This window comes from Streptomyces sp. NPDC002057 (assembly GCF_040296665.1).
In the GTDB taxonomy this organism is placed as follows: Bacteria; Actinomycetota; Actinomycetes; order Streptomycetales; family Streptomycetaceae; genus Streptomyces.
The window spans coordinates 57421-83872 of sequence record NZ_JBEOXR010000034.1 but is presented as its reverse complement, the minus strand read 5'-3'; the positions used below and the strand labels follow the sequence as shown (position 1 = coordinate 83872).

Sequence of the window (26452 nt, the reverse complement as noted above, 5' to 3'; positions counted from 1 at the left end):
GGCCGACGGGGGTGTGTCCCCCGTCGGCCCGCCGCGGAGCGGTCGCGATCAGACGTCGACCTTCTCCATGACCTCGTCGCTGACGTCGAAGTTGGCGAAGACGTTCTGCACGTCGTCGCTGTCCTCCAGCGCGTCGATCAGCTTGAACATCTTGCGCGCGCCCTCTTCGTCGAGCTCGACCTGCATGGTCGGGACGAAGCTGGACTCGGCGGAGTCGTAGTCGATCCCGGCCTCCTGGAGGGCGGTACGGACCGCGACCAGGTCGGTGGCCTCGCTGATGATCTCGAAGGACTCACCGAGGTCGTTGACCTCCTCGGCGCCGGCCTCCAGCACCGACTCCAGGACGTCGTCCTCGGACAGCTCGCCCTTGGGGAGCACGATGACGCCCTTGCGGTTGAACAGGTACGAGACCGAGCCCGGGTCGGCCATGGAGCCGCCGTTGCGGGTCATGGCCACGCGCACGTCGGAGGCGGCGCGGTTGCGGTTGTCGGTGAGGCACTCGATGAGCACCGCGACACCGTTCGGGCCGTAGCCCTCGTACATGATCGTGGCGTAGTCGGCGCCGCCGGCCTCGAGGCCCGCTCCGCGCTTGAGCGCGGAGTCGATGTTCTTGTTCGGGACCGACTGCTTCTTCGCCTTCTGGACGGCGTCGAACAGCGTCGGGTTACCGTCCAGGTCGGCGCCGCCCGTACGGGCCGCGACCTCGATGTTCTTGATCAGCTTCGCGAAGAGCTTGCCGCGCTTGGCGTCGATCACGGCCTTCTTGTGCTTCGTCGTAGCCCATTTAGAGTGGCCGGACATCTGCCTGTCTCCTTCGCGTAACCCATTTCTGAACGAACCCCAGAGATCCTACCGGGATCGGATCAGCGTGCCGCGCGCACCATGTCGACGAACAGGGCGTGGATGCGGTGATCCCCGGTGAGCTCGGGGTGGAACGAGGTCGCGAGCGCGCGGCCCTGTCGTACGGCGACGACGTGGCCCTCGTGCTCGGCGAGGATCTCGACCTCGGCGCCGACCGACTCCACCCAGGGGGCCCGGATGAAGACGCCCTCGACGGGGCCTCCCTCGACACCCGCGACGGTGACGCCGGCCTCGAAGGACTCGTTCTGCCGTCCGAAGGCGTTGCGGCGGACGATCATGTCGATGCCGCCGAAGGTCTCCTGGCCCGAACGCGGGTCGAGGATCTTCTCGGCGAGCATGATCAGGCCGGCGCAGGTGCCGTAGACCGGCAGGCCGGCGGCGATGCGCTCGCGCAGCGGCTCCGCCATGCCGAACAGGTCGGCCAGCTTGGAGATGGTGGTGGACTCACCACCGGGGATGACGAGGCCGTCGATCTCGGCCAGTTCCTCGGGGCGCCTCACCGGCCTGGCCACGGCGTCCGCCGCAGCCAGGGCGATCAGGTGCTCCCGTACGTCGCCCTGGAGGGCCAGGACGCCGATCACGGGTGTGGTCATGAGTGCTTACCAGCCGCGGTTGGCGTAGCGCTCGGACTCGGGGAGGGTGTCGCAGTTGATGCCGACCATGGCCTCGCCCAGGTTGCGGGAGGCGTCCGCGATGATCTTCGGGTCGTCGTAGAAGGTGGTGGCCTTCACGATGGCGGCGGCGCGCTTGGCCGGGTCGCCCGACTTGAAGATGCCGGAGCCGACGAAGACGCCCTCGGCGCCGAGCTGACGCATGAGCGCGGCGTCGGCCGGGGTGGCGACGCCACCGGCGGAGAACAGCACGACCGGCAGCTTGCCGAGCTCGGCGACCTCCTTGACGAGCTCGTACGGGGCGCGCAGGTCCTTGGCGGCGGCGAACAGCTCGTTGTTGTCGAAGCCGCGCAGCCTGGCGATCTCGTTCTTGATCTGGCGCAGGTGGCGGACGGCCTCGACGACGTTGCCGGTGCCGGCCTCGCCCTTGGAGCGGATCATGGCCGCGCCCTCGGCGATGCGGCGCAGGGCCTCGCCCAGGTTGGTGGCGCCACAGACGAAGGGGGTCGTGAAGGCCCACTTGTCGGAGTGGTTGACCTCGTCGGCCGGGGTCAGGACCTCGGACTCGTCGATGTAGTCGACACCGAGGGACTGCAGGACCTGGGCCTCGACGAAGTGGCCGATGCGGGACTTGGCCATGACCGGGATGGAGACCGCGCCGATGATCTCCTCGATCATGTTCGGGTCGGACATGCGGGCCACGCCGCCGTCCTTGCGGATGTCCGCGGGGACCCGCTCCAGGGCCATGACGGCCACGGCGCCGGCGTCCTCGGCGATCTTCGCCTGCTCGGCGTTGACCACGTCCATGATCACGCCGCCCTTGAGCTGCTCGGCCATGCCGCGCTTCACGCGCGCGGTGCCGGTCTCGGGGGACTGGAAGGTGGTGGAAGGCGTGGTGGACACGGATACCTCACTGGTGACAACAGGGGTTGACGACAAGATGAGGAAACAGGCCACCTCGGGTCCACAGCAAGGGCCAATGTGGACCCGGTGGATCGTTTTCCCAGGCTGTGGGGGTCAGACCGGGCGATCGGCAAGGGCCACCGGGGGCTCGTCGTCCATTTCGAAGGCCAGCGGGAAGGGCGCGTGGCCCGCCAGCCGGAACCAGCGGACCGTGCGGTGACGGCGCAGGGCACGGGCGGCCCGTACGGCGTCGTTGTGGAAGCGGCGGGCCATCGGCACCCGGCGGACGGCCTGCGCGAGTTCCCCCGCGGCCTCCTCGCCGCCGGGGGCCTCCCGGACGACCTCCATCTGCTCGGGCTCGCCGAAGACGGCCCGCAGGGCCTGGCTGAGTTCACTCTCGGCGACCTCCCGGTGGTCCTCCTCGGCCTGCCGGGCGGCGTGCGCGGCCTCGTACAGCACGATCGAGGCGGCCGGGTCGAGGACACCGGAGGTGGCCAGCTCCTGGGTGACCGAGGCCCGGCGCAGCAGCTGCGCGTCCAGGGCCGCGCGGGCGGCGTCGATACGGGAGTGCAGCCGGTCGAGCCGTCCGGCGGTCCAGCTGAGATAGACGCCGATGAGAATCAGCGCGACGACGGTCCAGATCAGGGTTTCGGTCACGGGCGCACAGGCTACCGGGGCGGCGGCAGCACCCCTTCCCAAAGGTCACGGTCGTGGGCGAACAGGACACGCGCGGGGCGGCCCGCCGCCAGCTCCGCGAGCCGGTCGAGCCAGGGCCGGTACGGCGTCCCGAACTCGGCCGCGACGTCGTACGCCTGCCCGGCGAGGACGGTCACGCGGTCGCCGTGGTCGAGGAGGAGCGACTGGTGGCCGTCGGTGTGCCCCGGGGTGGGCAGGAGCAGCACGCCGGGCGCGATCTCGTGTTCGCCGTCGATCTCCTCGTACCGGACGCCGGGGAGGAGCGAGTCGATGGTGTGGCCGCCGGCGCGGGCGGTGGCGAGCTCGGTGCGCTGGACGAGGACGGGGGTGGCGGGGAACCGCTGGTTGCCGCCGATGTGGTCGAAGTGCAGGTGGCAGTTGACGACGAGGTCCACGTCGGCGGGGCCGACGGTGAGGGGGCGCCGGACGGGCCGGTAGTGGGCGTCCGTCTCCGGGGAGCCGGTCCCCATCCCGGTGTCGAAGAGCAGACTCCCGCCGACGTGCCGCACGAGGTACCCGAGAACGGGCTCCACGCGCGCGTGGGGACCGCCCCACTCGGCGGCGGGACGGGTGAAGTGCCCGAGGTCGAGCTGGTGCACGGAGATCGATTCCATGCGCGCAACCTGCCCGGAAGCGGGCCGCGCAACCCGCCCCGGGCCCGCGCCACGGGTGCGCCGGCTACAGGCCCAGCCTCGCCCGCAGCCCCACGCGTTCGTCCGTGTCCACCGCCGCCGCCCCGTCCGTGACCGTCTCGTAGACCGCCAGGATGTCCGCGCCGACCGTCGCCCAGTCGAAGCGGCGCACATGGGCCGAGCCCCGGGCGCTCAGGCCCGCGCGGCGGTCCTCGTCGCCGAGGAGCCGGATCGCCGCGTCCGCGAGCGCGTCCGCGTCCTCGTTGGCGAAGAGGTCGCCCGCCGCCCCCTGGTCGAGGACCTGGGCGAAGGCGTCCAGGTCGGAGGCGAGGACCGCCGCGCCGGCCGAGAGCGCCTCGACGAGGATGATGCCGAAGCTCTCGCCGCCGGTGTTGGGCGCCACGTACACGTCGACGCTGCGCAGCAGCCGCGCCTTGTCCTCGTCGCTGACCATGCCGAGGAACTCCACCCGGGACCGCATCTCGCGCGGCAGCGAGGCGACCGCCTCCTCCTCGTCGCCGCGTCCGGCGACGAGGAGCCGCGCTCCCGGCCGCTCGGTGAGGATCCGGGGCAGGGCCCGCATGAGGACGGGCAGGCCCTTGCGCGGCTCGTCGATCCGGCCGATGAAGCCGAGGGTCTCGCCCTGCCACTCCTTCTTCGGTTCGGCGCGGGCGAAGAAGTCGACGTCGACCCCGTTGGGGATGACGACGGCGTCGCCGCCGAGGTGCTCGACGAGCGTGCGGCGCGCGTACTCGCTGACCGCGATGCGGGCGCTGATCTTCTCCAGGGCGGGCTGGAGGATCGGGTACGCGGCGATCATCGCCCGGGAGCGCGGGTTGGAGGTGTGGAAGGTGGCGACGATCGGCCCCTGCGCCGCCCAGCAGGTGAGCAGGCCGAGGGAGGGCGAGGTCGGCTCGTGGATGTGGACGACGTCGAAGGTGCCGTCGTGCAGCCAGCGGCGCACCCGCGCGGCCGAGAGGAAGCCGAAGTTGAGCCGGGCCACGGAGCCGTTGTACGGCACGGGGACGGCCCGGCCGGCCGAGACCACGTACGGCGGCAGCGGGGTCTCGTCGTCGGCGGGAGCCAGGACGGAGACCTCGTGGCCGAGCCGGACGAGGTGTTCGGCGAGGTCGCGGATGTGGAACTGGACGCCGCCCGGCACGTCCCAGGAGTACGGGCAGACGATCCCGATCCTCACTCGCCGCGCTCCCCGCCACGCTCGGCACCCACCGCGGGTTCCGGGCGTTCCTCCAGGTCGGCGAGCCACAGTCGTTGCAGCATGTGCCAGTCCTCCGGGTGGTCCGCGATACCGGAGGCGAAGGCGTCGGCCAGCGCCTGTGTCATCACGGACGTCTTCTCCTCCCGCGTACCCGACTCGGGCACGTCGACGGGTGCGTGGACGCGCCCCCTCATGACGTCCGTGTCGTCGTACCAGAGGGTCACCGGCAGCAGCACCGCTCCCGTCTGCTGGGCAAGGATCGCGGGTCCGGCCGGCATCCGCGCCGTCTCCCCGAAGAAGGTGACCTCGGTGCCGGAGGCCGACAGGTCGCGGTCGGCGACCAGGCAGACGAGGCCGCCCGCCCGCAGACGCCGTGCGAGGGTCCCGAAGGCGGAGCCCCCGGTGTGCGGGAGGACCTCCATGCCGAGGGACTCGCGGTAGGCGACGAAGCGGTCGTACAGCGTCTCCGGCTTGAGCCGCTCCGCGACCGTGGTGAACGGCACGCCGAGGGCGCGGGTCACCCACACCCCCGCGAGGTCCCAGTTCGCCAGGTGCGGCAGGGCGACGACGACCCCGCGACCGGCGGCGAGCCCGTCCTTCAGGTGATGGACGTCCTTGAGGTCCATCCCGCGTTCGACCCGCTCCCTGCTCCAGGTCGGCAGCCGGAAGGACTCCATCCAGTACCGCATGTACGAGCGCATGCCGGCCTTCGACAGCTCGGCGAGCCGCTCGGGCGTGGCGTCGGGCACCACGCGCGCGAGGTTGGCCTCGAGACGCAGGACGCTCTTGCCGCGCCGCTTCCAGGTGAGGTCGGCGATCCGCCGGCCGAGGCCCGCGGCCACCGGCTCGGGCAGTTTCTTCACGGTCGCCCAGCCGGCGCCGTACAGCCCGTCGCTCAGTCGGTCCTTCAGCGTGCTCACGTGGCGGCCCCGTTCCCCCCGGCCGCGGCGGCGTCCGCCTCGGCCGATTCACGTCGTACGGTCACGACCCGCTGGCCCAGGGTCACGGCGCTTCCGACGGCCACGATCCACAGGGCGATCGGGAGCAGGATCTCGACGCCGGGGACGCCGAACGCGTGCAGCCCGGCGAGGCCGGCGGCGACCAGGGAGATCACCAGGCGTTCGGCGCGCTCGATCAGGCCGTTGACCGCGACCGGCAGGCCGATCGATTCGCCTCGCGCCTTGGTGTACGACACGACCTGACCGCTCGCCAGGCAGAAGATCGCCACGGCGCAGAGCACGTTGTCGTCGCCCTTGCCCGCGTACCAGAGCGCGAAGCCGCCGAAGATGGCGCCGTCGGCGACGCGGTCGAGCGTCGAGTCGAGGAAGGCGCCCCAGCGGCTGGAGACCCCCGCCTGCCGGGCCATGTTGCCGTCGACGAGGTCGGAGAAGACGAAGAGGGTGATGACGATGGTGCCCCAGAAGAATTCCCCGCGGGGGAAGAAGACCAGCGCACCGGCCATCACTCCCGCCGTGCCGATGAGCGTGACCGCGTCGGGGCTGACGCCCCGGCGGAGCAGAAACGCGGCGAACGGTGTGAGGACACGCGTAAAAAATGCACGCGCGTACTTGTTCAGCATGGCCTTCCCGAGGTTCGGTGGGCCGCGCGGCCCCTACGACCACCGGCTCACCCATCGTAGCCACGCGCGCCCCGGCGTACCGGCGGGCACCCGTCCCGCCGCGTCGACGTCCCCCCGAGCACCCTTCCGCGTACGACGTATGGACGCGCCGGAGCGCCCGGGGGTTGCCCGGCGGCGGTAGGGACCCCGGACGGCACGGGGGCGCCCGGAGCGCCCCGGGGCCGCGCGGGGGACGCCCGGGGCCGCGCGACGGATGGACGCGTCCCGGCGTCGGTGCAAAGCTCGAAGGACACCGCGGGCACCGCCGGAGCCGTACCGCGACCCACCACTCCCCCACGCCCGCGTCCCGCCGCACCGTGCGAGCAGCCGGGAGGACACATCATGGGTGACAAGGCGAACACGGCCGCCGGGGCCGCCGGCAGGGCTCCGACGGCCGACCGGCCCGCGGCCGTACGGAACGTGGTGCTGGTCGGCCACAGCGGATCGGGGAAGACGACCCTGGTCGAGGCGCTCGCGCAGACCGCCGGCGCGCTCAACCGGGCGGGGCGCGTGGAGGACGGCGGCACCGTCTCCGACTACGACGAGATCGAGCACCGCAGGCACCGCTCCGTACAGCTCTCCCTCGTCCCGGTCGGCTGGGACGGGTACAAGATCAACCTCCTCGACACCCCCGGGTACGCCGACTTCGTCGGGGAGCTGAGGGCCGGTCTGCGCGCGGCGGACGCGGCCCTCTTCGTCGTCTCGGCCGCCCAGGAGGCCGACGCGGTCGCCGCCTCCACCCGGATGATCTGGGAGGAGTGCGCCGCCGTCGGCATGCCCCGCGCGATCGTCGTCACCCACCTCGACACGGCCCGCACCGGCTACGACGAGCTCACCGCCGTCTGCGCCTCCCTCTTCGGCGGCGACGACCCGGACGCCGTGCTCCCCCTCTACCTCCCGGTGTACGGCGACGAGGCCCCCGACGGGCACGCGCCGGCCACCGGGCTGGTCGGCCTGCTCTCGGAGCGGATCTTCGACTACTCCACGGGGGTGCGAAAGGAGGGCCCGCCCGACGAGGAACGACGGGGGACCCTCGCGGAGGCCCGGGCCCGGCTGATCGAGGGGATCATCGCCGAGAGCGAGGACGAGAGCCTCATGGACCGCTACCTCGGCGGCGAGGCGATCGACCTCAGGACCCTCGTGGACGACCTGGAGAAGGCCGTCGCCCGGGGCACCTTCCACCCGGTGCTCGCGGCCGCGCCCGCCGCCGACGGCGGCACCCAGGGCCTCGGCACCCTGGAGCTCCTGGAGCTGATCACCGGCGGCTTCCCCTCCCCCCTGGAGCACGAACCGCCCGCCGTCACCACCCCCGACGGGCGCCCCCGGCCCCCGATCACCTGCGACCCCGAGGGTCCCCTGGTCGCCGAGGTCGTCAAGACCGCCGCCGACCCCTACGTGGGCCGGGTCTCCCTGGTCAGGGTCTTCTCCGGCACCCTGCGCCCCGACGAGACCGTGCACGTCTCCGGTCACGGCCTGGCCGACCGGGGCCACGAGGACCACGACGTCGAGGAGCGGATCGGCGGGCTCACCTCCCCCTTCGGCAAGCAGCAGCGGCCGATGGCGCACTGCGTCGCCGGGGACCTGGCCTGTGTGGCCCGGCTCGGCCGGGCGGAGACGGGCGACACGATCTCCGCGAAGGACGATCCGCTCCTGATCGAGCCGTGGAGCATGCCCGAGCCCCTGCTCCCGCTCGCCGTCGAGGCCCACAGCAAGGCCGACGAGGACCGGCTGTCGCAGGGTCTGGCCCGGCTGGTCGCCGAGGACCCGACCCTGCGTCTCGAACAGAACCCGGACACCCGGCAGGTGGTGCTGTGGTGCCTGGGCGAGGCCCACCAGGACGTCGTCCTCGAACGCCTCAGGGGCCGGTACGGGGTGCAGGTCGACGCCGTGCCGTTCAGGGTGGCGCTGCGCGAGACCTTCGGCGGGACCTCGGCGGGCCGGGGCCGGCACGTGAAGCAGTCCGGCGGCCACGGCCAGTTCGCCATCTGCGAGATCGACGTGGAGCCGCTTCCGCCGGGCAGCGGCATCGAGTTCGTCGACAAGGTGGTCGGCGGGGCGGTCCCGCGCCAGTTCATCCCCTCCGTCGAGAAGGGCGTGCGGGCCCAGGCCGCGAAGGGCGTCTCCGCCGGCCATCCGCTCGTCGACATCCGCGTCACCCTGCGGGACGGCAAGGCGCACTCGGTGGACTCCTCCGACGCCGCCTTCCAGACGGCCGGCGCGCTCGCCCTGCGCGAGGCGGCCGCCGAGGTCGCCGTCCACCTCCTGGAACCCGTCGCCGAGGTCCAGGTCCTCGTGCCGGACGAGTACGTGGGCCCCGTGATGAGCGATCTGTCGGGGCGGCGCGGCCGGGTCGTCGGCACCGAGCAGGCCGGCCCGGGGCGGACCCTGGTCCGGGCCGAGGTGCCGGAGATCGAGATCGGGCGGTACGCGATCGACCTGCGGTCCGTGTCGCACGGCACCGGCAGGTTCGACCGCGCGTACGCACGGCACGAGCCGATGCCGTCGCACCTGGCCGAGAGGGTCCGCCAACAGGCCTGACATCGGAACGGGTTGGCGCGCGACGACGGTGACCGTCCGCCCGGCGCCCTTCGGGCGGACGTCATTCGGCCTCGATGTCCACAGGCGGTGACGCACACGACGGTCCCCGGTTACGCTGTGGTGCCCAGCTCAGAAGGTGTGCGGGGCACGGCAGTTGGGAACAGCCCGCACAGATACTCGCGCGCGATGGGGGCGGCAGTGGCGATCGATGGCTTCGGACCCGGGGCGCAGGTCCCCCTCGTGGGCTCGGGCGGTGGCACGGGAGCGACGAACGCGCTCGCGTCCGCCGCGTACCGGGACAGCGAACTGAAGACGATTCAGGACGCGGACAACGAGCTCTACAAGACAACACTCAAGGCCGGGAAATGGGAGAAGCTCTTCCGCCCCGACCTGGGAGAGGCGTTCTCCCGGGCCGTCCAGGTCCGCATGCTGGGCGGCGGTCGCGGCGCCCTGATCCAGTCCTTCGGGGCCGACCCGCAGCCGGTGGTCGAGCACTGCCTGGCGGCCACCCACATCCGCCGGCAGCGTGACAGCAGGCTCACCCTGGTCACCTTCGTCTGCGGTGTCCTCTTCCTGCCCGGCCTGCTGCTCTGGCTCGGCGTCATCCAGCTCCGCCGGATCGCCGCCGGATCCGAGAGGAAGCGCACCAGCGCCATCGGCACCGCGCTCCTTTGGGCGGCCGGGCTCCTGGCCGCGCTCGTCCTGCTCAAGCTGCCCTTCCACGGGATCCTGCCGAACTACCTGCGCGCCATGCTCGTGGCCCCCGTGATCGGCTGGTTCCTCGCCCGCCGGATCTGCGAGAGGTCCGCCGTCGACCTGCGCGAGCGCTGGACGGCGCTGCTCAGCGGTGGTGGCATCGGGGCGCAGATCCCCAAGTCCGTCCCGAAGGACCCCAGCGAGAAGGCGGCCGAGGAGCTCCGGCTCAACCTGGAGAAGCTCTCCGCCGAGCAGCAGTCCAACATCGCGTTCTACGCCGGGCCCAAGGGGATCCTCGGCCTGGGCACCCGCTGGGGCAGCTGGACGCTCGCCGAGGAGCTCGTCCCGCAGGCCGGCCGGGAGATCCACGACTTCCGCGCCTGGGACGTCGTCCGCAAGATCCACGACCAGCTCACCCTGCTGGAGCGCGGCTCCCTCAAGACCGGCTTCCCGAAGCCGACGGTCAAGCACTGGATCGTCTCGGCGGTCGGCGAGGGCGCCGACTCCGTCACCCGCCCCGAGGGCGACAACATCGTCCACTTCCAGGTGAAGCCGCACGAGATACAGCGCATCTGCAACGACCAGCAGTTCGGCGCGGGCAATCGTCACTACCTCGGCGTCCAGTTCACCCTCTGGGACGGGAACCTCGTCCTGACGATGATGGTCACCGTGACCTCGCTCCACCACACGCTCAGGATCGAGGTCACCGGCCACGCGCTCGGCCCCGTGCACGGCCTCTTCGGCACGAAGCCCGCGGCCAAGACCAAGGAGGTCTCCAAGGCCGTCCGCTTCTGGGAGACGAAGTCGATCCAGCAGCCGCTGCTCGTGGCCGACGACATCGTGCGCCTCGCGGTGCGCGCCCCGCTCACCTGGTACCCGCCGGTCCTGGAGTTCCTCGGCGGCAAGATGGTCCTGCCCGAGCCCTTCGGCCTGCGGCACGTGTGGGCCGGACCGCTCTGGAAGAACCGCTTCATGGCCGACGACGCCATCCGCATGGCGACGCCGGTGCTGCGCGCGGTCCACTCCGCGACCCTGAAGATGCTCGACGAGCACGGCGTGGACACGGAGCGCTTCGTCAACCGCTCGCTGGTCCTCAGCGGCGGCGTCCAGGAGCCGGGCCCCAAGAAGGCCGACGTCTACGACGCCTGACGGGACGGTACGACGGAGGGCCCGGGCGGCGTTCGCGCCCCGGGCCCTCCGTCGTACCGATCCGCCGCGTCCGGTCCCGTACGGCTCAGACGGTGGCCGGCCAGGCGTCGGCCAGCATCTTCCGGGTGTCCGCGAGGAGCTGCGGCAGCACCTTGGTGTGTCCGACGACCGGCATGAAGTTCGTGTCCCCGCCCCAGCGCGGCACCACGTGCTGGTGCAGATGGGCGGCGATCCCGGCGCCCGCGACGGCGCCCTGGTTCATGCCGATGTTGAAGCCGTGCGCGCCGGAAGCCGCCCGCAGCGCGACCATCGCGCGCTTGGTGAAGTCGGCGAGCTCAGCCGTCTCCGCCGCGTCCAGGTCCGTGTAGTCGGCGACGTGACGGTAGGGGACGACCATGAGGTGACCGCCGTTGTACGGGTACAGGTTGAGGACCGTGTACACGCTCTCGCCCCGGGCGATCACCAGACCGTCCTCGTCCGACTTCGCCGGAATCGAGCAGAACGGACAGCCGTCCTCGGCGCCCGGCCCGGTGGGCTTGTTCTCGCCCTGGATGTACGCCATCCGGTGAGGCGTCCACAGGCGCTGGAACGCGTCCTGCGTCCCCACTCCGATCTGCTGCTCCGGCTCAGTCGTCATGGCGAGCAGCATATTGCGTCGTCCGTTCGGAACGTGTCGCCGGGGCGGAAGATCCGTGCAGCGGCCATGCTGATCCGATGAGCGACAGGGCACCGAAACCGCCCCGGCTTGAGCGCTGGGACCGCCGCATGGAAGGACCGCTCGCCGTGGCCTCCCTCGTCTATCTGACGGGCTACACGGTCCGCATCCTCGCCCACCACCGCCTCCCCCAGGGCTGGCTCGACCTCTGTCTCACGGTCACCCTCGCCTCCTGGGCCCTCTTCGTCGCGGACTACGCGGTACGGCTCCGGCTCAGCGGCCTGGGCCCGCTCCGCTTCCTCCGCACCCACCTCCTGGACACGGTGGTCGTGGTCCTGCCGCTGCTGCGGCCGGTGCGGATGGTCAGCATCTACAACCAGATCCAGCGCCGCCACGACAAACCGCGGCTCGGTCTCTACGCGCGCGTGATGGTCTACTCGGGCCTCACCGTGGCCCTGCTCGGCTTCGCGGGCGCGCTCACCGTCTACCGGTACGAGGTGGACGCCCCCGGCGCCTCGATCGTCACCTTCGGCGACGCGGTGTGGTGGGCCTCCGCCACGCTGGCGACGGTGGGGTACGGCGACGTGGTGCCGGTGACGCCCATCGGCAGGGTGGTCGCGGTGGGCATGATGGCCTGCGGCCTCGCCCTGCTCGGCGCGGTGACGGGTTCGTTCTCGTCCTGGCTGATCCAGTCGTTCCGGCGGGAGGGCGAGGGCGAGGACGGCGGGAGGCCCCCGGGGGGTTCCCCGGGGGCCTCCTAGGTCACGCTCCGGGGGCGTCAGACCTGGACGCGGTCCTCGACGACCTTGGCGAGCTTGGCGATCGCCTCGTCGACGGGGATGCCGTTCTCCTGCGAACCGTCGCGGTAGCGGAAGGAGACGGCGCCGGCGGCCATGTCCTCGTCACCCGCGATGATCATGAACGGGACCTTCTGCTTCTGCGCGTTCCGGATCTTCTTCTGCATCCGGTCCGAGGAGGAGTCGACCTCCACCCGCAGGCCCTGCTTCTTCGCCTTGGCGGCGAACTCGTACAGGTAGTCGACGTGCGCGTCACCGATCGGGATGCCGGTCGCCTGGACGGGGGCCAGCCACGGCGGCATCGCGCCCGCGTAGTGCTCCAGGAGCACCGCGAAGAAGCGCTCGATCGAACCGAACAGCGCGCGGTGGATCATGACCGGGCGCTGCTTGGTGCCGTCCGGGGCGGTGTACTCCAGGTCGAAGCGCTCCGGCAGGTTGAAGTCGAGCTGCACGGTCGACATCTGCCAGGTGCGGCCGATGGCGTCGCGCGCCTGCACCGAGATCTTCGGGCCGTAGAACGCGGCGCCGCCCGGGTCGGGGGTCAGCGGGAGGCCCTGCTTCTCGGCGACCTGCTGGAGGACCGCGGTGGCCTCCTCCCAGATCTCGTCCGAGCCGACGAACTTCTCCGGGTCCTTGGTGGACAGCTCCAGGTAGAAGTCGGTCAGGCCGTAGTCGCGCAGCAGGTTCAGGACGAAGGTGAGGGTCTTGTCGAGCTCCTCCGCCATCTGCTCCTTGGTGCAGTAGATGTGCGCGTCGTCCTGGGTGAAGCCGCGGGCCCTGGTCAGGCCGTGCACGACGCCCGACTTCTCGTACCGGTACACGGTGCCGAACTCGAAGAGGCGCAGCGGCAGTTCACGGTACGAACGGCCGCGCGCGTCGAAGATCAGGTTGTGCATCGGACAGTTCATGGGCTTGAGGTAGTAGTCCACGCCCTCGTCGAGCTGCATGGGGGGGTACATGCCCTCGGCGTACCAGTCGAGGTGACCCGACTTCTCGAACAGCTTGCCCTTGGTGGCGTGCGGCGAGTAGACGAACTCGTAGCCCTCCTCCTCGTGGCGCTTGCGCGAGTAGTCCTCCATGACCCGGCGGATGATGCCGCCCTTGGGGTGGAAGACCGCGAGGCCGGAGCCGATCTCGTCCGGGACGGAGAAGAGGTCGAGCTCGTTGCCGAGCTTGCGGTGGTCGCGCTTCTCGGCCTCGGCGAGGAAGTCGAGGTGGGCCTTCAGCTCCTCCTTCGACGGCCAGGCGGTGCCGTAGATGCGCTGGAGCATCGGGTTCTTCTCGCTGCCGCGCCAGTAGGCGGCGGCGTTGCGCATCAGCTTGAACGCCGGGATGTTCCGGGTGGTGGGCAGGTGCGGACCGCGGCAGAGGTCCTTCCAGCACAGGTCGCCGGTCTTGGCGTCGAGGTTGTCGTAGATGGTCAGCTCGCCGCCGCCCACCTCGACGCTGGCACCGTCGTCGGTCGACGCGGAGCCCTTGATGCCGATGAGCTCCAGCTTGTACGGCTCGTCCGCCAGCTCGGCGCGGGCGTCCTCGTCGGTCACCACGCGGCGGGCGAAGCGCTGGCCGCGCTTCTGGATCTCCTGCATCTTCTTCTCGATGACCTTGAGGTCCTCGGGAGTGAAGGGCTTCTCGACGTCGAAGTCGTAGTAGAAGCCGTCCCGGACCGGCGGGCCGATGCCCAGCTTGGCCTCGGGGAAGAGCTCCTGCACGGCCTGGGCCATGACGTGCGCGGTCGAGTGGCGCAGGATGTCGAGACCGTCCGGGGAGGAGATCTCGACGCCCTCGACGACGTCGCCGTCGGAGAGCTCGTACGACAGGTCCTTCAGCTCGCCGCCCACGCGGGCGGCGATGACGGTGCGGTCGTCGGCGAACAGGGCGCCGGCGGTGGTGCCCGCGCTCACCGCCCTCTCCTCTGCTTCCGAGGCGGACTGGACGGTCACACGGACATCAGACACGAATGCTCCATACATAGGGGCGCTGGCAGGCACGAGGTGCCGGCGCCGACGGTGCGCGACAGAGACGAGGTGCCGCGCACCGCCGATCCTACCGAGGCGACCGACCCGCCCGCGAAACGGTTTCCCGCAGCTCGTGGGGGTCCGGAGCTATCCCTCGTCGGGGCCGCAGGCCTCCTCGAAGAAGTCGAGATTCTCCTGGAGCGCCTTCATCAGCCGGTCCCGTTCCGTCTCGTCGACCTGGACGGGGACCACCCCGGAGGCGTCGGTGAGGCGGCGGAAGCCGCCCCGGCTCTCCAGGCGGCCCACCACCCGGATCGGGAGGCCGACGAGGTGGGCGTGGCCCGCGGTGCGGTACGCCTCCTCGTCGAGGGTGACGCGGACGTGCGGGACCTCCGCCCCGCCGAGCACCCGGAGGCGCACGGTGCCCTCGCCGCGCGGCCCGGAGCGGCGCATGCGGACGACGGCGCCGGTGAGCCGTACCGGCACGGACGGCTCGTCGGTCAGGTAGCGGGCGCTCGCCTCGCGCAGGGCGGGCAGGTCGCCGGGCGAGAACTCGACCGGTTCGGGCCGGGCGGCGCACCCCGCGGGCGCCCCCGCCGACGGGGCCCACTCCAGGGCGACGCGGGCGCCCTCGGTGCCGCGGACGAGGGCGACGAGCGCCTCGGTGAGTTCCCGGCTGACGCCCGCCTCGACGGCGGCGTCGAAGGCCTCCATGCCACCGGTGGCCCGCTGGTAGTCGGTGGCCTCACGGGCGGCGTGGAGCGCGTGGTAGAGCCGGACCGCGATCGGGCGGCCCGGCTCGACGGGCAGGAAGGCGGTCAGGCCGCGGCCGCCGGGCGCCGCGCCGACGACGACGGTCTCCAGGGAGGCCTGGGCCGGGCGCCGGTGCCGGGCCCCGTAGTAGCCGGCCCGGCCGCGCACCGCGAGGGCGCCGGCGAGGAGCAGCTGACGGGCGGCGGACCTGAGCTGCTCCTGCACGGTCCAGGGGACGGTGCCGGCCGGGCCCGGGGGCACGTCGCGCCACCAGCGGATCTCGTCGCTGGGCACGGCGAGGCCGGTGAGGACCTCGCGCGCGGAGGGCGTGCCGCTGCGGGCGAGGGCGGTGAGCGCCTCGCCGAGGAGGTCCTCGCAGTCCGGGAAGGCGCGGCTCTCGGGGACGAGGAGGCTGGTGCCCGTGCCGGGGCCGGGGGGCGTCCAGCGGCTGTAGCGGCCGGCCGCCCCGCCGCGCCTGCGCCAGCCGTGGCGGGCGAGGAGGGCGCCGAGGACGCGCGGGTCGACCCGGCCGGGGTCGGGCGCGCCCTGGCTGTCCGCCCAGGGGCCGGCGGGCGGGGCGGGGACCCCGGTCCACGGGCCGGGGGTGTCGCCGGGCGCCGGGTGGGGCCGGTAGGGCGGGGGAACGGAGACGGGGCCGTGTCCGGCCCCGGTCCCCTCCTCCCCGAACCTCGGTTCGTCGATCGGTCGGTGCATCAAGGTCTCCCTCCCACGCCGACCCGGGTCATGATCTCGCAGAGCGCCCGGTCGTCGAAGATCCGTGCCGTCGGTATGCGCACGGTGGTCCGGCGCCGTCCCGTGACCGGGTGTCCGGCCAGGTTGATCCAGTAGCAGCAGTGCCGCAGGTCGAGCCGGTCGTGGCCGGCCCTCAGCCAGTCCTCCTGTGACCTCGGGACGAGCATCACGACGAGGATCTTGTGCACGGAGACCGGGGTCCTGGCGAGCTTCACCAGGTGGTCGTTGTCGAGAGTGAACGAGAAGGTGCTCCCGGGCGGGCGCGGCGGTATCTGGTAGGTGCACTTGAGCTGCACCTTGATGGTCACCTCGTCGTCGACGGTGTGCGCGGGAGCGCTGTGGCTCACGTGCCAGTCGATGCCGTTGTCCGGAAACGGCTGGGAGAGCGAGCAGCCGGCCGCGGCGGCGACCGCGTGCAGGTAGCCCACCTGAAGGGTCTCCATGCAGGCGGTGGTGGCGAGTGAGCCGCGCGTCGGTGCCAGCCGCTGGGGCGGCAGCCCTCCCGACTCGGGCTGGGCGAGCGCCATGTCGATTTCCTTCCCCGTCCCTTGTGTTGTGACCGGTCCGCGTACGGCGCAAACAGTCCGGGTATCACCGTTTCGGGGCAGGGGGTTGGCCATCTGCCGCACGTGTGCAGGGAGTTCAGGGATGACGATGCACTGGTACGAAGGGCCCCTGGCCGCTTTCGACACGGAGACCACGGGAGTCGACGTCGAGGGCGACCGGATCGTCTCGGCCGCACTGGTCGTGCAGGACACCGCGGGAGCCCGTCCGCGGGTGACGCGCTGGCTGGTCAATCCGGGCATACCGGTGCCCGAGGGGGCCACCGCCGTGCACGGTCTGACGGACGAGCACCTCCAGCGGAACGGCCGCTGGCCGGCTCCGGTGATGGAGGAGGTGGCGCGCGCGCTGTCCGAGCAGATCGCGGCGGGCCGTCCGCTGGTGGTGATGAACGCGCCGTTCGATCTGACGATCCTCGACCGGGAGCTGCGCAGGCACCGGGCGTCCACGCTCGGCGACTACCTGGCGAGCACCCCGCTGTGCGTGCTCGACCCGCGGGTCCTGGACAAGCACCTGGACCGCTACCGCAAGGGCCGGCGCACGCTCACGGACCTGTGCGCGTTCTACGAGGTGGAGCTGGCGGGCGCGCACGACGCGGCGGCGGACGCGACGGCGGCGCTCGATGTCGTACGGGCGGTGGCGCGGCGCTTCTCGTCCCGGCTCGAACGGCTGACCCCGGCGGAGCTCCACACGCTGCAGGCGGTATGGCACGCGGCGCAGGCGCGGGGGCTCCAGGCCTGGTTCACCCGGCAGGGGACGCCGGAGACCGTGGACCCGGCGTGGCCGCTGCGGCCGGAACTGGGCACGGCGGCCTGACACATGACAGAGGCCGGTCCGTCTTTCGACGGACCGGCCTCTACCCGGTGGGCGATACTGGGATCGAACCAGTGACCCCTTCGGTGTGAACGAAGTGCTCTCCCGCTGAGCTAATCGCCCGGGAACGGGTTGAACCATACAGGCCTTCGCGCCCTCCGTTCAAACCGGCCGTCCGGCGCCCGGGGTACTCAGGCGGGAAGCGGCGGAAGATGAGTACCGGGACGCATTCCCGCCGGGTGTGGCCCGGGCCACACTCCGGACATGGACAACTCCCTGCCGCCCGCGGACGAGCTGGTGCTCGTCGACCGTGAGCTGGCCCAACTCGACACACGCCGGTCCCAGTTGCTGGCCCGGCGGGCCTGGCTTCTCCAGGTGCTGCACGCGCCGGCCGCGCCGGCGAGGGCGGCGACGGCGCGTCCCCGCCCGCCGGTGGCGGACTCGACGCCGCGGAGCGCGCAGAACGTGCTGCTCACGCTCGGCGGCACCCTGCTGACGATCGCGGCGGTCGCCTTCACCCTGGTGAGCTGGGGCTCGATGGGGATCGGCGGCCGCGCCGCGGTCCTGTCCGCGGTGACGTCGGCGGCCCTGGTGGCGCCCGTGGCCCTGCTGCGCCGGAGCCTCGTGTCGACGGCGGAGTCGGTGGCGGCGCTGGGTCTGGTCCTGATGGTGCTCGACGCGTACGCGCTGCACCGGGTGGCGCTGCCGGAGACGGACGGCCTCGGGTACACGGCGGTGGCCGCCGCCGTCCTCGCGGGGGCGTGGGCGGCGTACGGATCGGCGCTGTCCCGGCTGCGGATGCCGCTGCCCGCGGCCGTGGTCGCCGGCCAGCTGCCGCTGCCGCTCGGGGTGCTCGCGGCCGGCGGCGGGCCGACGGCCTTCGCGTGGGCGGCGCTGGTCACGGCCGCGGCGGACGGGGCCCTGGCGCTGTGGACCCGGCCGGCTTCGGTCCGGATCACGGCGGCCACCGGTGCGACGGTGCTGGGCGGCTGGGCGCTCCTGACCGGCGGCTGGCTCTCGCTCACCGCGCCGTGGAGCGGCGCACCGCTGCTCCTGGCGGGCGCGGCGGTGACGCTGTACGTGGCCTGGCGGACGCCCGCGCTGTCGGTGGCGGGGGCGGTGGTCGCGGGTCTGACGGTCGTGACGGCCGTGGGCGGCCTGCTGAGGGGGGCCGTCCCGGCGGAGTGGACCGTGCCGGCGTACGTCCTGTGCGGGCTCGCCCTGGCGTCGGTGTGGCGCGCCGGCGCGGCGGGCGCGCCGGCGGGACCGGCGGGACCGGCGGGGGCCGGGCGGCCGACGCCGAACGACGCGGTCGCCGGCCCCGACGGAGCCCGTGCGGCCGGGGTGCGTCTGCCGGACGGAGTCCGGCTCGGCCTCGCCGGTGCGGGAGCCGGGGTGGCGGCGCTCGGGGTCGCGTGGGCGCTGCCGCCGGTGGCGGCGGGCCTGCTGGGGCCGCTGGCCCGGACGACGGAGGTCTGGTCGGGCGAGCACGCCGGGCGCGCCCTGGCCTCGTACCCGGCGACGGCCGTCCTGGTCCTCGCGGTGGCCGCCGGCGTTCTCGCGGCCCTCCCCCGGCTGTGGGCACGCTGCGGCGCCCTGGTCCTGGTCTGGGCGGTCCTGACCGCGCTGCCGGTCTCCCTCGGCCTGCCGTACGCGGCGACGCTCTCCCTCCAGCTCCTCACCAGCGCCGCGGCGCTGGCCTGCGCCGTCCGTCCGGGCCCGCTCGCCCGCGGTCTGCGCCCGGCCGAGGCCCCCGGGACACCGGCCGGCGGGCCGGGGGCTCCGCCGGACGCCCTCGGCCCCGGCGTGCCGTGGGCCTCCTGGGCGCCCAAGCGGCCGGAACGGCAGCCGTCCGCCGTCGAGCCGGGGACCGTCCTCGGGTGGAGCGCGTACGCCGGCGGGCTGGCGTCCGCCGTGAGCGCGGTCGCCCTGGCCCTGGACGTGCGGGGGGCCACGTTCGCCGCGCTCGGGGTGGTGCTGGTGCTCCTCACGAGCGTGGCGGTGCTCGGCGGTGACGCGCGCCGGGTGGTCTCGGCCTGTGGGGCGGTGCTCACGGCGACGGGGCTCGTGTTCGCGGTGGCCGCCGCCGGCGGGTTCGAGGACCACTGGACGGCGCTCGCGCTGCTGCTCGTCCCGGCGGCGACCGCCGCCCTCGGCTCCCGGGCTCCGCGCCCGGTGGCCCTGGCGGTGGAGATCACGGGCGGGGCCGTGGGGCTGCTCGCCCTCGGGATCGCCGTGTCCCGGCCGGCCTTCCTCGCGCTCGCCCTGGCCCTCGGCGGGGTGATCGCGGCGGCGACGGCGGTGCGGCCGGAGCGGCGCCGGTTCGCCTCCTGGACGGCGGCGGCGCTGTTCCTGCTCGCCACCTGGGTGCGGCTGGCGGTCTGGGACGTGACGACGCCGGAGGCGTACACGCTGCCGGTGACCGTGCCCGCCCTGGTGGTCGGGTTCCTGCGGCGGCGCCGGGACCCGGAGGCCTCGTCCTGGACGGCGTACGGCCCCGGTCTCGCGGCGACGCTGCTGCCCAGCCTCTTCGCGGCCTGGACGGACCCCGAGTGGGCGCGCCCGCTGGTCCTGGGGGTCGTGGCGCTCGCGGTGACGCTGCTGGGCGCGCGGTTCCGGCTCCAGGCGCTGCTGGTCCTCGGTGGCACGGTGCTGGCCCTGGACGGGCTGCACGAGCTGGCGCCGTACGTGGTGCAGGTGGTGGGCGCGCTGCCGCGCTGGCTGCCGCCGGCCCTCGCCGGGCTCCTGCTGCTCGCGGTGGGTGCCACCTACGAGCAGCGGCTGCGGGACGCCCGGAGGCTCCGGGACCGGGTCGCGCGGATGCGGTGACGGAAACGCCGAAGGCCCGGGACGGTGATTCGTCTCGGGCCTTCGGGCCGGGTGGTGGGCGATACTGGGTTCGAACCAGTGACCCCTTCGGTGTGAACGAAGTGCTCTCCCACTGAGCTAATCGCCCCGGTGCACCGCAAACATTACCGCATGTCAGCGGGGCTCCCGCACCATCCGAGGGTCACTCGCTGATCTTCCACGGCATGACGAAGCCGAACTTCCAGAGGTAGACGCCGAGCAGGACGGCGACGATCACCAGGCCGACGGTGGTCAGGATGATGTTCCGGCGGCGGACCTTCGGGTCGAGGGCGCGCTGGGCGGCCTCGGTGACCTTGCGCTTGGTCCAGCGGAGCACGAGCTGGGCCCAGACGAACTCGGTCGCCCAGATCGCCATGCCGCCGAAGATGACCAGCCAGCCGGGGCCCGGGAGCACCAGCATGAGGACTCCGGCGCCGACCACCGCCAGACCCACGACGAAGACGCCGACCTGCCAGCTCAGGTGCAGGCCTCGTCGGGACTTGATGAACTCCGGTGCGCGGGATCCCAGTTCGGCTTCCTGGCCGTCTGCGGACTCCCCGGTGCGCTCGTCACTCTCCGCATTCATGCCTCCCAACTTACCGGACGGCGAGCCGTCGCCGGAATGGCGGTATTACCGCAGGTCACACGCACCCATACGAGCTACCTGAACGATCACAAAACCGACAGAGGGGTTTACAACGGCACTGGAGGTGGCATGTCGATTTCGCCGACGTGCGAATCCCCGAGCGCACACTGAGCGAAAGGCCCTGGCGCTTATGAACACCACGGTCAGCTGCGAGCTGCACCTGCGCCTCGTTGTGTCGAGCGAGTCCTCACTGCCTGTACCCGCGGGCCTGCGGTATGACACGGCCGATCCCTATGCCGTGCACGCCACCTTCCACACCGGAGCCGAGGAGACGGTCGAGTGGGTCTTCGCCCGCGACCTTCTCGCCGAGGGGCTGCACCGGCCCACCGGCACGGGCGACGTCCGTGTCTGGCCATCCCGTAGTCACGGTCAGGGAGTCGTCTGCATCGCGTTGAGTTCCCCCGAGGGAGAAGCCCTGCTCGAGGCCCCGGCGAGGGCCCTGGAGTCGTTCCTGAAGAGGACCGACGCCGCCGTGCCACCGGGCACCGAGCATCGGCACTTCGATCTCGACACGGAGCTCTCCCACATCCTGGCCGACAGCTGAGCCAGGCCGAGAGCCGCACGGCGCCGTCCGACTCGGGGCGACGGCGCCGCGCGGGCAGCCACATAGGCACGACATCCGGCGCTCCCACCGCGCAGCCGGCGCGGTGGTGGGCGCCGGTGTCCTTTTCCCGGTCGCGCTAAAGTCAGCGCCATTCCGCGGGCGCCCGCCCGCGGCCGGCCAGGGAGCGAATCGTGCTGATCCCCCACGACACCCGGATCGCCCTCGACACCGTCGTCGATCTGATGAACACGGCGCCCCAGGGCGACCGCGCCGACGAGCTCGCGGACCTCAAGGGCCTGCGGACCTTCGTGGAGGCGCACAAGATCAGCGGCGTGGGGGAGCTCGGGCCCGGCGATCTCCGGGCCGTGCGCGCGGTGCGCGAGAAGTTCGCGGCGGTCTTCTCCGCCCCCGAGGCCCGGATCGCGGCCCCCCTGATCAACCAGCTCGTGGCGGGTGCGGGCACCACGCCGCAGCTCACCGACCACGACGGCTACGACTGGCACGTGCACTACTTCGCGCCGGGCGCCTCCGTGGCGGACCACCTCGCGGCGGACTGCGGCATGGCGCTCGCGTTCATCGTGGTGGCGGGCGAGCAGGAGCGGCTGCGGCGCTGCGAGGCGCCGGACTGCGGCCGGGCCTTCGTCGACCTCTCCCGCAACCGTTCGCGCCGCTACTGCGACAGCCGCACCTGCGGCAACCGTCTGCACGTGGCCGCCTACCGGGCGCGGCGCAAGGAAGCCGCGGGCTGAGGCGGGGCCGGGGCGGGGGCCGGGGCGGGAGACGTCCCAGCACGCGTCCCCGCACTCCCCGCCGCATGCCTCACAGCACGAAGAGATCGTGCACGGCGGCCATCAGCAGCAGACAGCCGATCACCCCCAGGAAGATCATCAGGGGTGGCTGGGAGAGCGCGAACAGACATCCGCGCGGCTCGTCGGCAGGGGCATCGGGGGCGGCGGGGACGGGGTCCCGCGAGGTATCCAGCATCTCGGGGGGATGATCGCGCACCCGGGACCCCGGAAGTCCCCTAAAACGCTCCAGCGCAAGGGGAGTTCACCCCTTCCCGTGGATCACGGGAAGGGGAATCGCCAGAAGCGATCAGATTCCGTGCTTCTTCAGAATCGCCTCGATGTCACTGAAGTCCTCTCCGGCGGCCTTGCCGGCCTGCGGCTTCGCCGTCACGGCACGGGAGGGCGCCGACGCCCCCGGGGCCACGGCACCCGGCTCGGCCCCCCGGGTGGTCTGCTTCCGGCCGCCCCGGCGCCGCTCGACGGACCGGGTGGACAGGAGGAGCAGCCAGGCGGCGCCCAGCACACCGAAGCCGGCCCAGGCGACCGGGCTGAACGCGGTGCCGGCGATCCACTCGACGGCCCCCGTCATCACCAGGCCGAGCGGCACCAGGGCGTAGGCCGCGATCCGGGCGGCGGACAGGAACCGCTTCCGGTACGCCATGATCGCGGCGATGCCCAGGCCCGCCGCGGACACCGCGGAGCAAATCGTCTCGGCGAGCATGCGGTCCTCCAGGTCCCGGGTGATACGTCCCTTCCATCCTGCACCGCCGAGGCCGCCTCGGGCCATGGCCCGAGGCCGGTCTCAGGGAGATCTCCGGGTCACCCCGACCGGATCTCCTCCCCAGGTCCCGGTGGGGGAGACTGCTGTCATGAGTGACTCCACCACCGCACCCGCCTCCCCCGTCGTCCTCGAGGCGTGGTTCGACCTCCAGTGCCCCGACTGCTTCCAGGCCCTCGACGACGTCCACGCGCTCCGCGAGAAGTACGGCGACCGGCTCGACGTCCAGCTGCGCCACTTCCCGCTCGCGAAGCACAAGCACGCGTACGCGGCCGCCCAGGCCGCCGAGGAGGCCGTCGAGCAGGGCAAGGGCTGGCCCTACGTGGAGGCGCTGCTCGCCAGGACCGCCGAGCTGGGCGAGCGGGGCGAGCCGGTGCTCATGGAGATCGCCGGCGAACTGGGCCTGGACGCCGAGGAGTTCGACACCGCCCTGATCGACGGCCGGCATCTGCTGACCGTCGACGCCGACGAGGCCGAGGGCAAGGCGATCAAGGTCACCGGCACCCCCACCTACGTCATCGGCGGCGAGCGTCTGGACGGCGGCCAGAGCCAGGACGGTCTGCGCGGACGGATCGAGGAGATCGCCGACCGTCTGCTCGGCGCCTGACCCCGACCGCACACCCGACCCGTCCGCCGGCGTCTAGCGCAACTCCTTCGCGCTGTTGACGTGGGTCGTACGGAAGCCGAGCGACTCGTACAGCCGGATCGCCGGGGTGTTGCCCGCGAAGACGTGCAGTCCGAGCCGGGTCTCCCCGGCCTCCCGCGCGACCCGCTCGGCGAGCAGCATGAGCGCCCGGCCGTAGCCGCGTCCGCGCTGTCCCTCGGCGACCTCGATGTCGTACACGAAGGCCGCCCACCGCTCCGGCTCCAGCTCGATCCGGCCGGTCCAGAGGTGACCGGCGGGCAGCCCGTCCCGTACGACCACGTGGATCGCGACGCCGGGGGTCGCCAGGCCCCGCGGCAGGAACCTCGCGTGACTGCTCTCCGCCTTGGCCCGGGCCTGGGCCTCGGGGACGCCGCGGTCGATCCAGCTGCGCGCGAAGCCGTCCTTGGCGCGGACCTCCCACTCCCCGAACTCGGCCTCGGTCATCGGCCGCACCTCGACGCCCTCGGGCAGGGCCGGCGGCTCGGCGGACAGCTCCTTGACCATGTTCCGGCTGCGCTCGGTGTACCCGAGCGCGTCGGCCATCCGCAGCGCCGCCCCGGCGTCGGCGGGCACCGAGATCTGCGCCTCGACGCAGCCCCAGCCCCGCAGCACCTCCTCGGAGGCGAGCGCGGCGACCGTGCCCCGGCCCCGTCCACGGTCCGGTTCGTCGACCAGGAGCCGGCCGATCACGCCGGCGGCGGCGCCGAAGCCGGGGTCGGTGGAGAGATGGACGGAACCGACACGGCGGCTGTTCACACACACGTCGTAGGTGCGGGAACGGCCGCCGTCGGGCCTCTGCTGTAGCGGCTCGGCCGGCCGCAGGGTGGTGGTCATCATGGGTGTTCTACCCACCCCGGGGCCGTCCGTCATCAGGTTTTACGCGAGGCGCGGGTCCCGGTCCCGGGCGGCGTTCTCGTCGAAGATCCGCATGGCCTTGGCGGTGACCGGACCGGGCGCGGGGCTCAGCTCGCGTCCGTCGACCCGGTGGACGGCCTGCACGTCACGGAGGGTCGAGGTCAGGAAGATCTCCTCGGCGCTCTCCAGGACGTCCAGCGGCAGGTCGGTCTCCCGCGCGCCGGTCCACCGCACGGCGAGGGCACGGGTGATGCCGGCGAGGCAGCCGGAGGAGACGGGCGGGGTGAGGATCCGGCCGTCGACCACGACGAAGACGTTGGAGCCGGTGCCCTCGCAGAGCTGCCCGACGGTGTTGGCGAAGAGCGCCTCGGTCGCCCCGTGCTCGCGCGCCCTGGCGAGGGCGACCACGTTCTCGGCGTACGAGGTGGTCTTGAGACCGGTGAGGGCGCCGCGCTCGTTGCGGGTCCAGGGCACGGTGACCACGGCGGTGGAGTCGGCGCGACGGCTGCTCTCGCCGAGGGCGACGACCAGGCTGGGGCCCGCGTCCCCGCGCTCGGAGCCGAGCGGGGAGAGGCCGCCGGTGTACGTGACGCGCAGCCGGCCGAGTTCCATCGGGTTGGCTTCGAGGACGGCGGCGCAGGCTCGGCGGACCTCGTCGAGGTCCGGGTCGGGCAGGCCGAGACCTCGGGCGGAGCGGGTGAGCCGCTCCAGGTGAAGCGTCAGAGCAAACGTTTCTCCTCGGACGGCCTTCACCGTCTCGAAGATCCCGTCGCCGACGGTCAGTCCGTGGTCCAGCACGGAGACCAGCGCGGTCTCCGCGTCGTGCAGCCCGCCGTTGACCCAGAGTTTCATCGAGAAATGGCCTTTCCGCTCGCCTCAAGGGCGCCTGAATCGTAGGCGCCCGACGCTATCGCGACGAGCCGGGCCGCCTTGAGCTCGGTCTCCTCCCACTCCCGCTCCGGGTCGGACCCCCAGGTGATCCCGGCACCGGTGCCGAAGCGCAGCACGCCCTCGGGGCGGTCGATCCAGAAGGTGCGTATGCCGACGGCCAGCTCGGCGGTGCCCGCGTCGGCGTCGACCCAGCCGACGCCTCCGCAGTAGGGGCCGCGGGGCGCGGTCTCCAGCGCCTCGATGATCCGCAGCGCACTCGACTTGGGCGCGCCCGTGACGGAGCCGGGCGGGAAGGTGGCGTCCAGCAGCCCGGGCCAGCCGGCGTCCTCGCGCAGCAGACCGGTGACCGTGGAGACGAGGTGGACGAGGCCGGGGTGCTCCTCGACCGCGCAGAGGGCGGGGACGGCGACGGAGCCGGTCTCGCTGACGCGCCCCAGGTCGTTGCGGACCAGGTCGACGATCATCACGTTCTCCGCGTGGTCCTTGGGCAGCAGGTCGGCCTCGGTGCGACCGGTCCCCTTGATGGGGCCCGAGGAGATCAGGGCCCCCTCGCGCCGGAGGTAGAGCTCGGGAGAGGCGGTGGCGATCTCCACGCCGTGGGCGGGGAGACGGATCGTCCCGGCGTACGGGGCGGGGTTGCCGCGGGCGAGCAGCGCGGTGAGGGCGTCGACGTCGGCGAGGGCCGGATCCGGCAGCGGCGCGGTCAGCACCCGGCAGAGGTTCGCCTGGTAGACCTCGCCGCGCGCGATGTGCTCGCGCACGCGCCGCACCCCCGCGGTGTACGCGGTGCGGTCGAGGGAGGACGTCCAGTCACCGGCGGCGGGGCCGCGCCAGGCGCCCGGGACGGGCGCGGGGACGGGGTCCGGCCGCACGTCTCCGAAGCGGGCGCAGGTCAGGCGCCCCTCGAAGTCCGCGCAGACGGCCCAGAAGCCGGCGGAGTCCAGGGCTTCGGGGTCGTGGGTGACGTCCCGGAGGTCGGTCGCGACGAGGCCGCCGAAGCGGGCCAGAGGAGCAAGGTCGTGCACGCATCGAGTCTAGGTCGGCCTGAGGAGGGACAGCGGGCGCGTGCGTCGGCGTACGGAGGGCGCGCGTGGGACGGGGGCTCCGCGCCACCCGGGAAACACGGCGAGTGAACGCGGCGCGAACCCTCCGGGACGCCCGGCCGGGCACCGGGATCGGCGCGCAGGTCAGCACGCTGCGGAAACGCGTTTTTGTGCTGGCCCAGGAATCCGCTAGAGTTCAAC

The 26452-nt window shown here is 72.7% G+C and carries 26 protein-coding genes and 2 tRNA genes; 8 read left to right on the top strand and 20 right to left on the bottom strand.

Features of this window, described 5'->3' with window-relative positions:
• Nucleotides 1-48 precede the first annotated feature (48 nt).
• The 8 genes from ABT129_RS24670 to pgsA form a co-directional block, all read right to left on the bottom strand.
• Entirely contained in the window at nucleotides 49-801 is a 753-nt protein-coding gene (locus ABT129_RS24670) for a YebC/PmpR family DNA-binding transcriptional regulator (protein ID WP_351905439.1), read from the bottom strand.
• A gap of 62 nt (nucleotides 802-863) precedes the next feature.
• On the bottom strand, nucleotides 864-1454 hold the full coding sequence (gene pdxT / locus ABT129_RS24665) for a pyridoxal 5'-phosphate synthase glutaminase subunit PdxT (protein WP_351905436.1): 591 nt from the start codon (nucleotides 1452-1454) through the stop codon (nucleotides 864-866).
• A 6-nt stretch (nucleotides 1455-1460) separates the two neighbouring features.
• Complete coding sequence (pdxS, locus tag ABT129_RS24660; protein ID WP_351905433.1) at nucleotides 1461-2375, bottom strand: pyridoxal 5'-phosphate synthase lyase subunit PdxS; 915 nt, start codon at nucleotides 2373-2375, stop codon at nucleotides 1461-1463.
• Between the two features lie 114 nt (nucleotides 2376-2489).
• Entirely contained in the window at nucleotides 2490-3032 is a 543-nt protein-coding gene (locus ABT129_RS24655) for a hypothetical protein (protein WP_351905430.1), read from the bottom strand.
• A gap of 11 nt (nucleotides 3033-3043) precedes the next feature.
• Nucleotides 3044-3685, bottom strand: coding sequence for an N-acyl homoserine lactonase family protein (locus ABT129_RS24650; protein WP_351905427.1), 642 nt, complete (start codon nucleotides 3683-3685; stop codon nucleotides 3044-3046).
• Between the two features lie 64 nt (nucleotides 3686-3749).
• Nucleotides 3750-4901 carry a glycosyltransferase family 4 protein gene (locus tag ABT129_RS24645; protein WP_351905424.1) on the bottom strand — a complete coding sequence of 384 codons (1152 nt, stop codon included), beginning with the start codon at nucleotides 4899-4901 and terminating at the stop codon, nucleotides 3750-3752.
• Nucleotides 4898-5842: a phosphatidylinositol mannoside acyltransferase gene (locus tag ABT129_RS24640; protein WP_351905422.1), complete on the bottom strand. Its 945-nt coding sequence runs from the start codon at nucleotides 5840-5842 to the stop codon at nucleotides 4898-4900. Before ABT129_RS24640 ends, ABT129_RS24645 begins: the two co-directional genes overlap by 4 nt.
• The gene (pgsA, locus tag ABT129_RS24635) at nucleotides 5839-6501 is read right to left on the bottom strand and encodes a phosphatidylinositol phosphate synthase (RefSeq protein ID WP_351905420.1); all 663 of its coding nucleotides are present in this window, start codon (nucleotides 6499-6501) and stop codon (nucleotides 5839-5841) included. The genes ABT129_RS24640 and pgsA overlap by 4 nt, the downstream gene beginning before the upstream one ends.
• A gap of 381 nt (nucleotides 6502-6882) precedes the next feature.
• Here pgsA and ABT129_RS24630 point away from each other — a divergent pair, with 381 nt between their 5' ends.
• Complete coding sequence (locus ABT129_RS24630; RefSeq protein WP_351905418.1) at nucleotides 6883-9078, top strand: elongation factor G-like protein EF-G2; 2196 nt, start codon at nucleotides 6883-6885, stop codon at nucleotides 9076-9078.
• 186 nt (nucleotides 9079-9264) lie between these two features.
• The gene (locus tag ABT129_RS24625) at nucleotides 9265-10923 is read left to right on the top strand and encodes an AbeC-like domain-containing protein (protein WP_351905416.1); all 1659 of its coding nucleotides are present in this window, start codon (nucleotides 9265-9267) and stop codon (nucleotides 10921-10923) included.
• Between the two features lie 85 nt (nucleotides 10924-11008).
• Here ABT129_RS24625 and ABT129_RS24620 read toward each other — a convergent pair whose 3' ends face one another.
• Nucleotides 11009-11572, bottom strand: a complete 564-nt coding sequence (locus ABT129_RS24620) for an HIT family protein (protein WP_351905414.1) — start codon at nucleotides 11570-11572, stop codon at nucleotides 11009-11011.
• 65 nt (nucleotides 11573-11637) lie between these two features.
• Here ABT129_RS24620 and ABT129_RS24615 point away from each other — a divergent pair, with 65 nt between their 5' ends.
• Nucleotides 11638-12339 carry a potassium channel family protein gene (locus tag ABT129_RS24615; RefSeq protein WP_351905412.1) on the top strand — a complete coding sequence of 234 codons (702 nt, stop codon included), beginning with the start codon at nucleotides 11638-11640 and terminating at the stop codon, nucleotides 12337-12339.
• Nucleotides 12340-12356: 17 nt separating this feature from the next.
• On the opposite strand, the gene thrS is transcribed toward ABT129_RS24615, so the two are convergent.
• The 3 genes from thrS to ABT129_RS24600 all read right to left on the bottom strand — a co-directional run bounded on the left by thrS (nucleotide 12357) and on the right by ABT129_RS24600 (nucleotide 16366).
• Nucleotides 12357-14333, bottom strand: coding sequence for a threonine--tRNA ligase (thrS, locus tag ABT129_RS24610; RefSeq protein ID WP_351905410.1), 1977 nt, complete (start codon nucleotides 14331-14333; stop codon nucleotides 12357-12359).
• Between the two features lie 147 nt (nucleotides 14334-14480).
• A complete protein-coding gene (locus ABT129_RS24605) occupies nucleotides 14481-15800 on the bottom strand; it encodes a serine/threonine-protein kinase (protein ID WP_351905408.1) in 1320 nt (439 codons plus the stop codon).
• Entirely contained in the window at nucleotides 15800-16366 is a 567-nt protein-coding gene (locus tag ABT129_RS24600) for a DUF4365 domain-containing protein (protein WP_351905406.1), read from the bottom strand. The genes ABT129_RS24605 and ABT129_RS24600 overlap by 1 nt, the downstream gene beginning before the upstream one ends.
• A 121-nt stretch (nucleotides 16367-16487) precedes the next feature.
• Between ABT129_RS24600 and ABT129_RS24595 the strand changes: the two genes are divergently transcribed.
• Entirely contained in the window at nucleotides 16488-17216 is a 729-nt protein-coding gene (locus ABT129_RS24595; protein WP_351905404.1) for a 3'-5' exonuclease, read from the top strand.
• 48 nt (nucleotides 17217-17264) lie between these two features.
• On the opposite strand, the gene ABT129_RS24590 is transcribed toward ABT129_RS24595, so the two are convergent.
• Nucleotides 17265-17336, bottom strand: a tRNA-Val gene (locus ABT129_RS24590).
• A 141-nt stretch (nucleotides 17337-17477) separates the two neighbouring features.
• Between ABT129_RS24590 and ABT129_RS24585 the strand changes: the two genes are divergently transcribed.
• A complete protein-coding gene (locus ABT129_RS24585) occupies nucleotides 17478-20042 on the top strand; it encodes an SCO7613 C-terminal domain-containing membrane protein (protein WP_351905402.1) in 2565 nt (854 codons plus the stop codon).
• A 52-nt stretch (nucleotides 20043-20094) separates the two neighbouring features.
• Here ABT129_RS24585 and ABT129_RS24580 read toward each other — a convergent pair.
• Both ABT129_RS24580 and ABT129_RS24575 read right to left on the bottom strand, forming a co-directional pair.
• A tRNA-Val gene (locus ABT129_RS24580) sits at nucleotides 20095-20169 on the bottom strand.
• 54 nt (nucleotides 20170-20223) lie between these two features.
• On the bottom strand, nucleotides 20224-20646 hold the full coding sequence (locus tag ABT129_RS24575) for a TIGR02611 family protein (protein WP_351905400.1): 423 nt from the start codon (nucleotides 20644-20646) through the stop codon (nucleotides 20224-20226).
• Nucleotides 20647-20836: 190 nt separating this feature from the next.
• Here ABT129_RS24575 and ABT129_RS24570 point away from each other — a divergent pair, with 190 nt between their 5' ends.
• Both ABT129_RS24570 and ABT129_RS24565 read left to right on the top strand, forming a co-directional pair.
• Nucleotides 20837-21250, top strand: coding sequence for an SsgA family sporulation/cell division regulator (locus ABT129_RS24570; protein ID WP_015032345.1), 414 nt, complete (start codon nucleotides 20837-20839; stop codon nucleotides 21248-21250).
• Between the two features lie 191 nt (nucleotides 21251-21441).
• Nucleotides 21442-21999: a CGNR zinc finger domain-containing protein gene (locus tag ABT129_RS24565; protein WP_351905398.1), complete on the top strand. Its 558-nt coding sequence runs from the start codon at nucleotides 21442-21444 to the stop codon at nucleotides 21997-21999.
• A 70-nt stretch (nucleotides 22000-22069) separates the two neighbouring features.
• Here ABT129_RS24565 and ABT129_RS24560 read toward each other — a convergent pair whose 3' ends face one another.
• Together ABT129_RS24560 and ABT129_RS24555 are read right to left on the bottom strand one after the other, a co-directional pair.
• Entirely contained in the window at nucleotides 22070-22234 is a 165-nt protein-coding gene (locus ABT129_RS24560) for a hypothetical protein (RefSeq protein WP_351905396.1), read from the bottom strand.
• A gap of 111 nt (nucleotides 22235-22345) precedes the next feature.
• A complete protein-coding gene (locus tag ABT129_RS24555; protein WP_351905394.1) occupies nucleotides 22346-22759 on the bottom strand; it encodes a hypothetical protein in 414 nt (137 codons plus the stop codon).
• 148 nt (nucleotides 22760-22907) lie between these two features.
• On the opposite strand from ABT129_RS24555, the gene ABT129_RS24550 reads away from it, so the two are divergent.
• Nucleotides 22908-23423: a DsbA family protein gene (locus ABT129_RS24550; RefSeq protein WP_351905392.1), complete on the top strand. Its 516-nt coding sequence runs from the start codon at nucleotides 22908-22910 to the stop codon at nucleotides 23421-23423.
• A 33-nt stretch (nucleotides 23424-23456) separates the two neighbouring features.
• On the opposite strand, the gene ABT129_RS24545 is transcribed toward ABT129_RS24550, so the two are convergent.
• The 3 genes from ABT129_RS24545 to ABT129_RS24535 are packed head-to-tail and all read right to left on the bottom strand — an operon-like array spanning nucleotide 23457 to nucleotide 26233.
• A complete protein-coding gene (locus ABT129_RS24545; protein ID WP_351905390.1) occupies nucleotides 23457-24296 on the bottom strand; it encodes a GNAT family N-acetyltransferase in 840 nt (279 codons plus the stop codon).
• Nucleotides 24297-24338: 42 nt separating this feature from the next.
• Nucleotides 24339-25169, bottom strand: a complete 831-nt coding sequence (locus ABT129_RS24540; RefSeq protein WP_351905388.1) for an aminotransferase class IV — start codon at nucleotides 25167-25169, stop codon at nucleotides 24339-24341.
• Nucleotides 25166-26233, bottom strand: coding sequence for a chorismate-binding protein (locus tag ABT129_RS24535; protein ID WP_351905384.1), 1068 nt, complete (start codon nucleotides 26231-26233; stop codon nucleotides 25166-25168). The genes ABT129_RS24540 and ABT129_RS24535 overlap by 4 nt, the downstream gene beginning before the upstream one ends.
• Nucleotides 26234-26452: the final 219 nt, after the last annotated feature.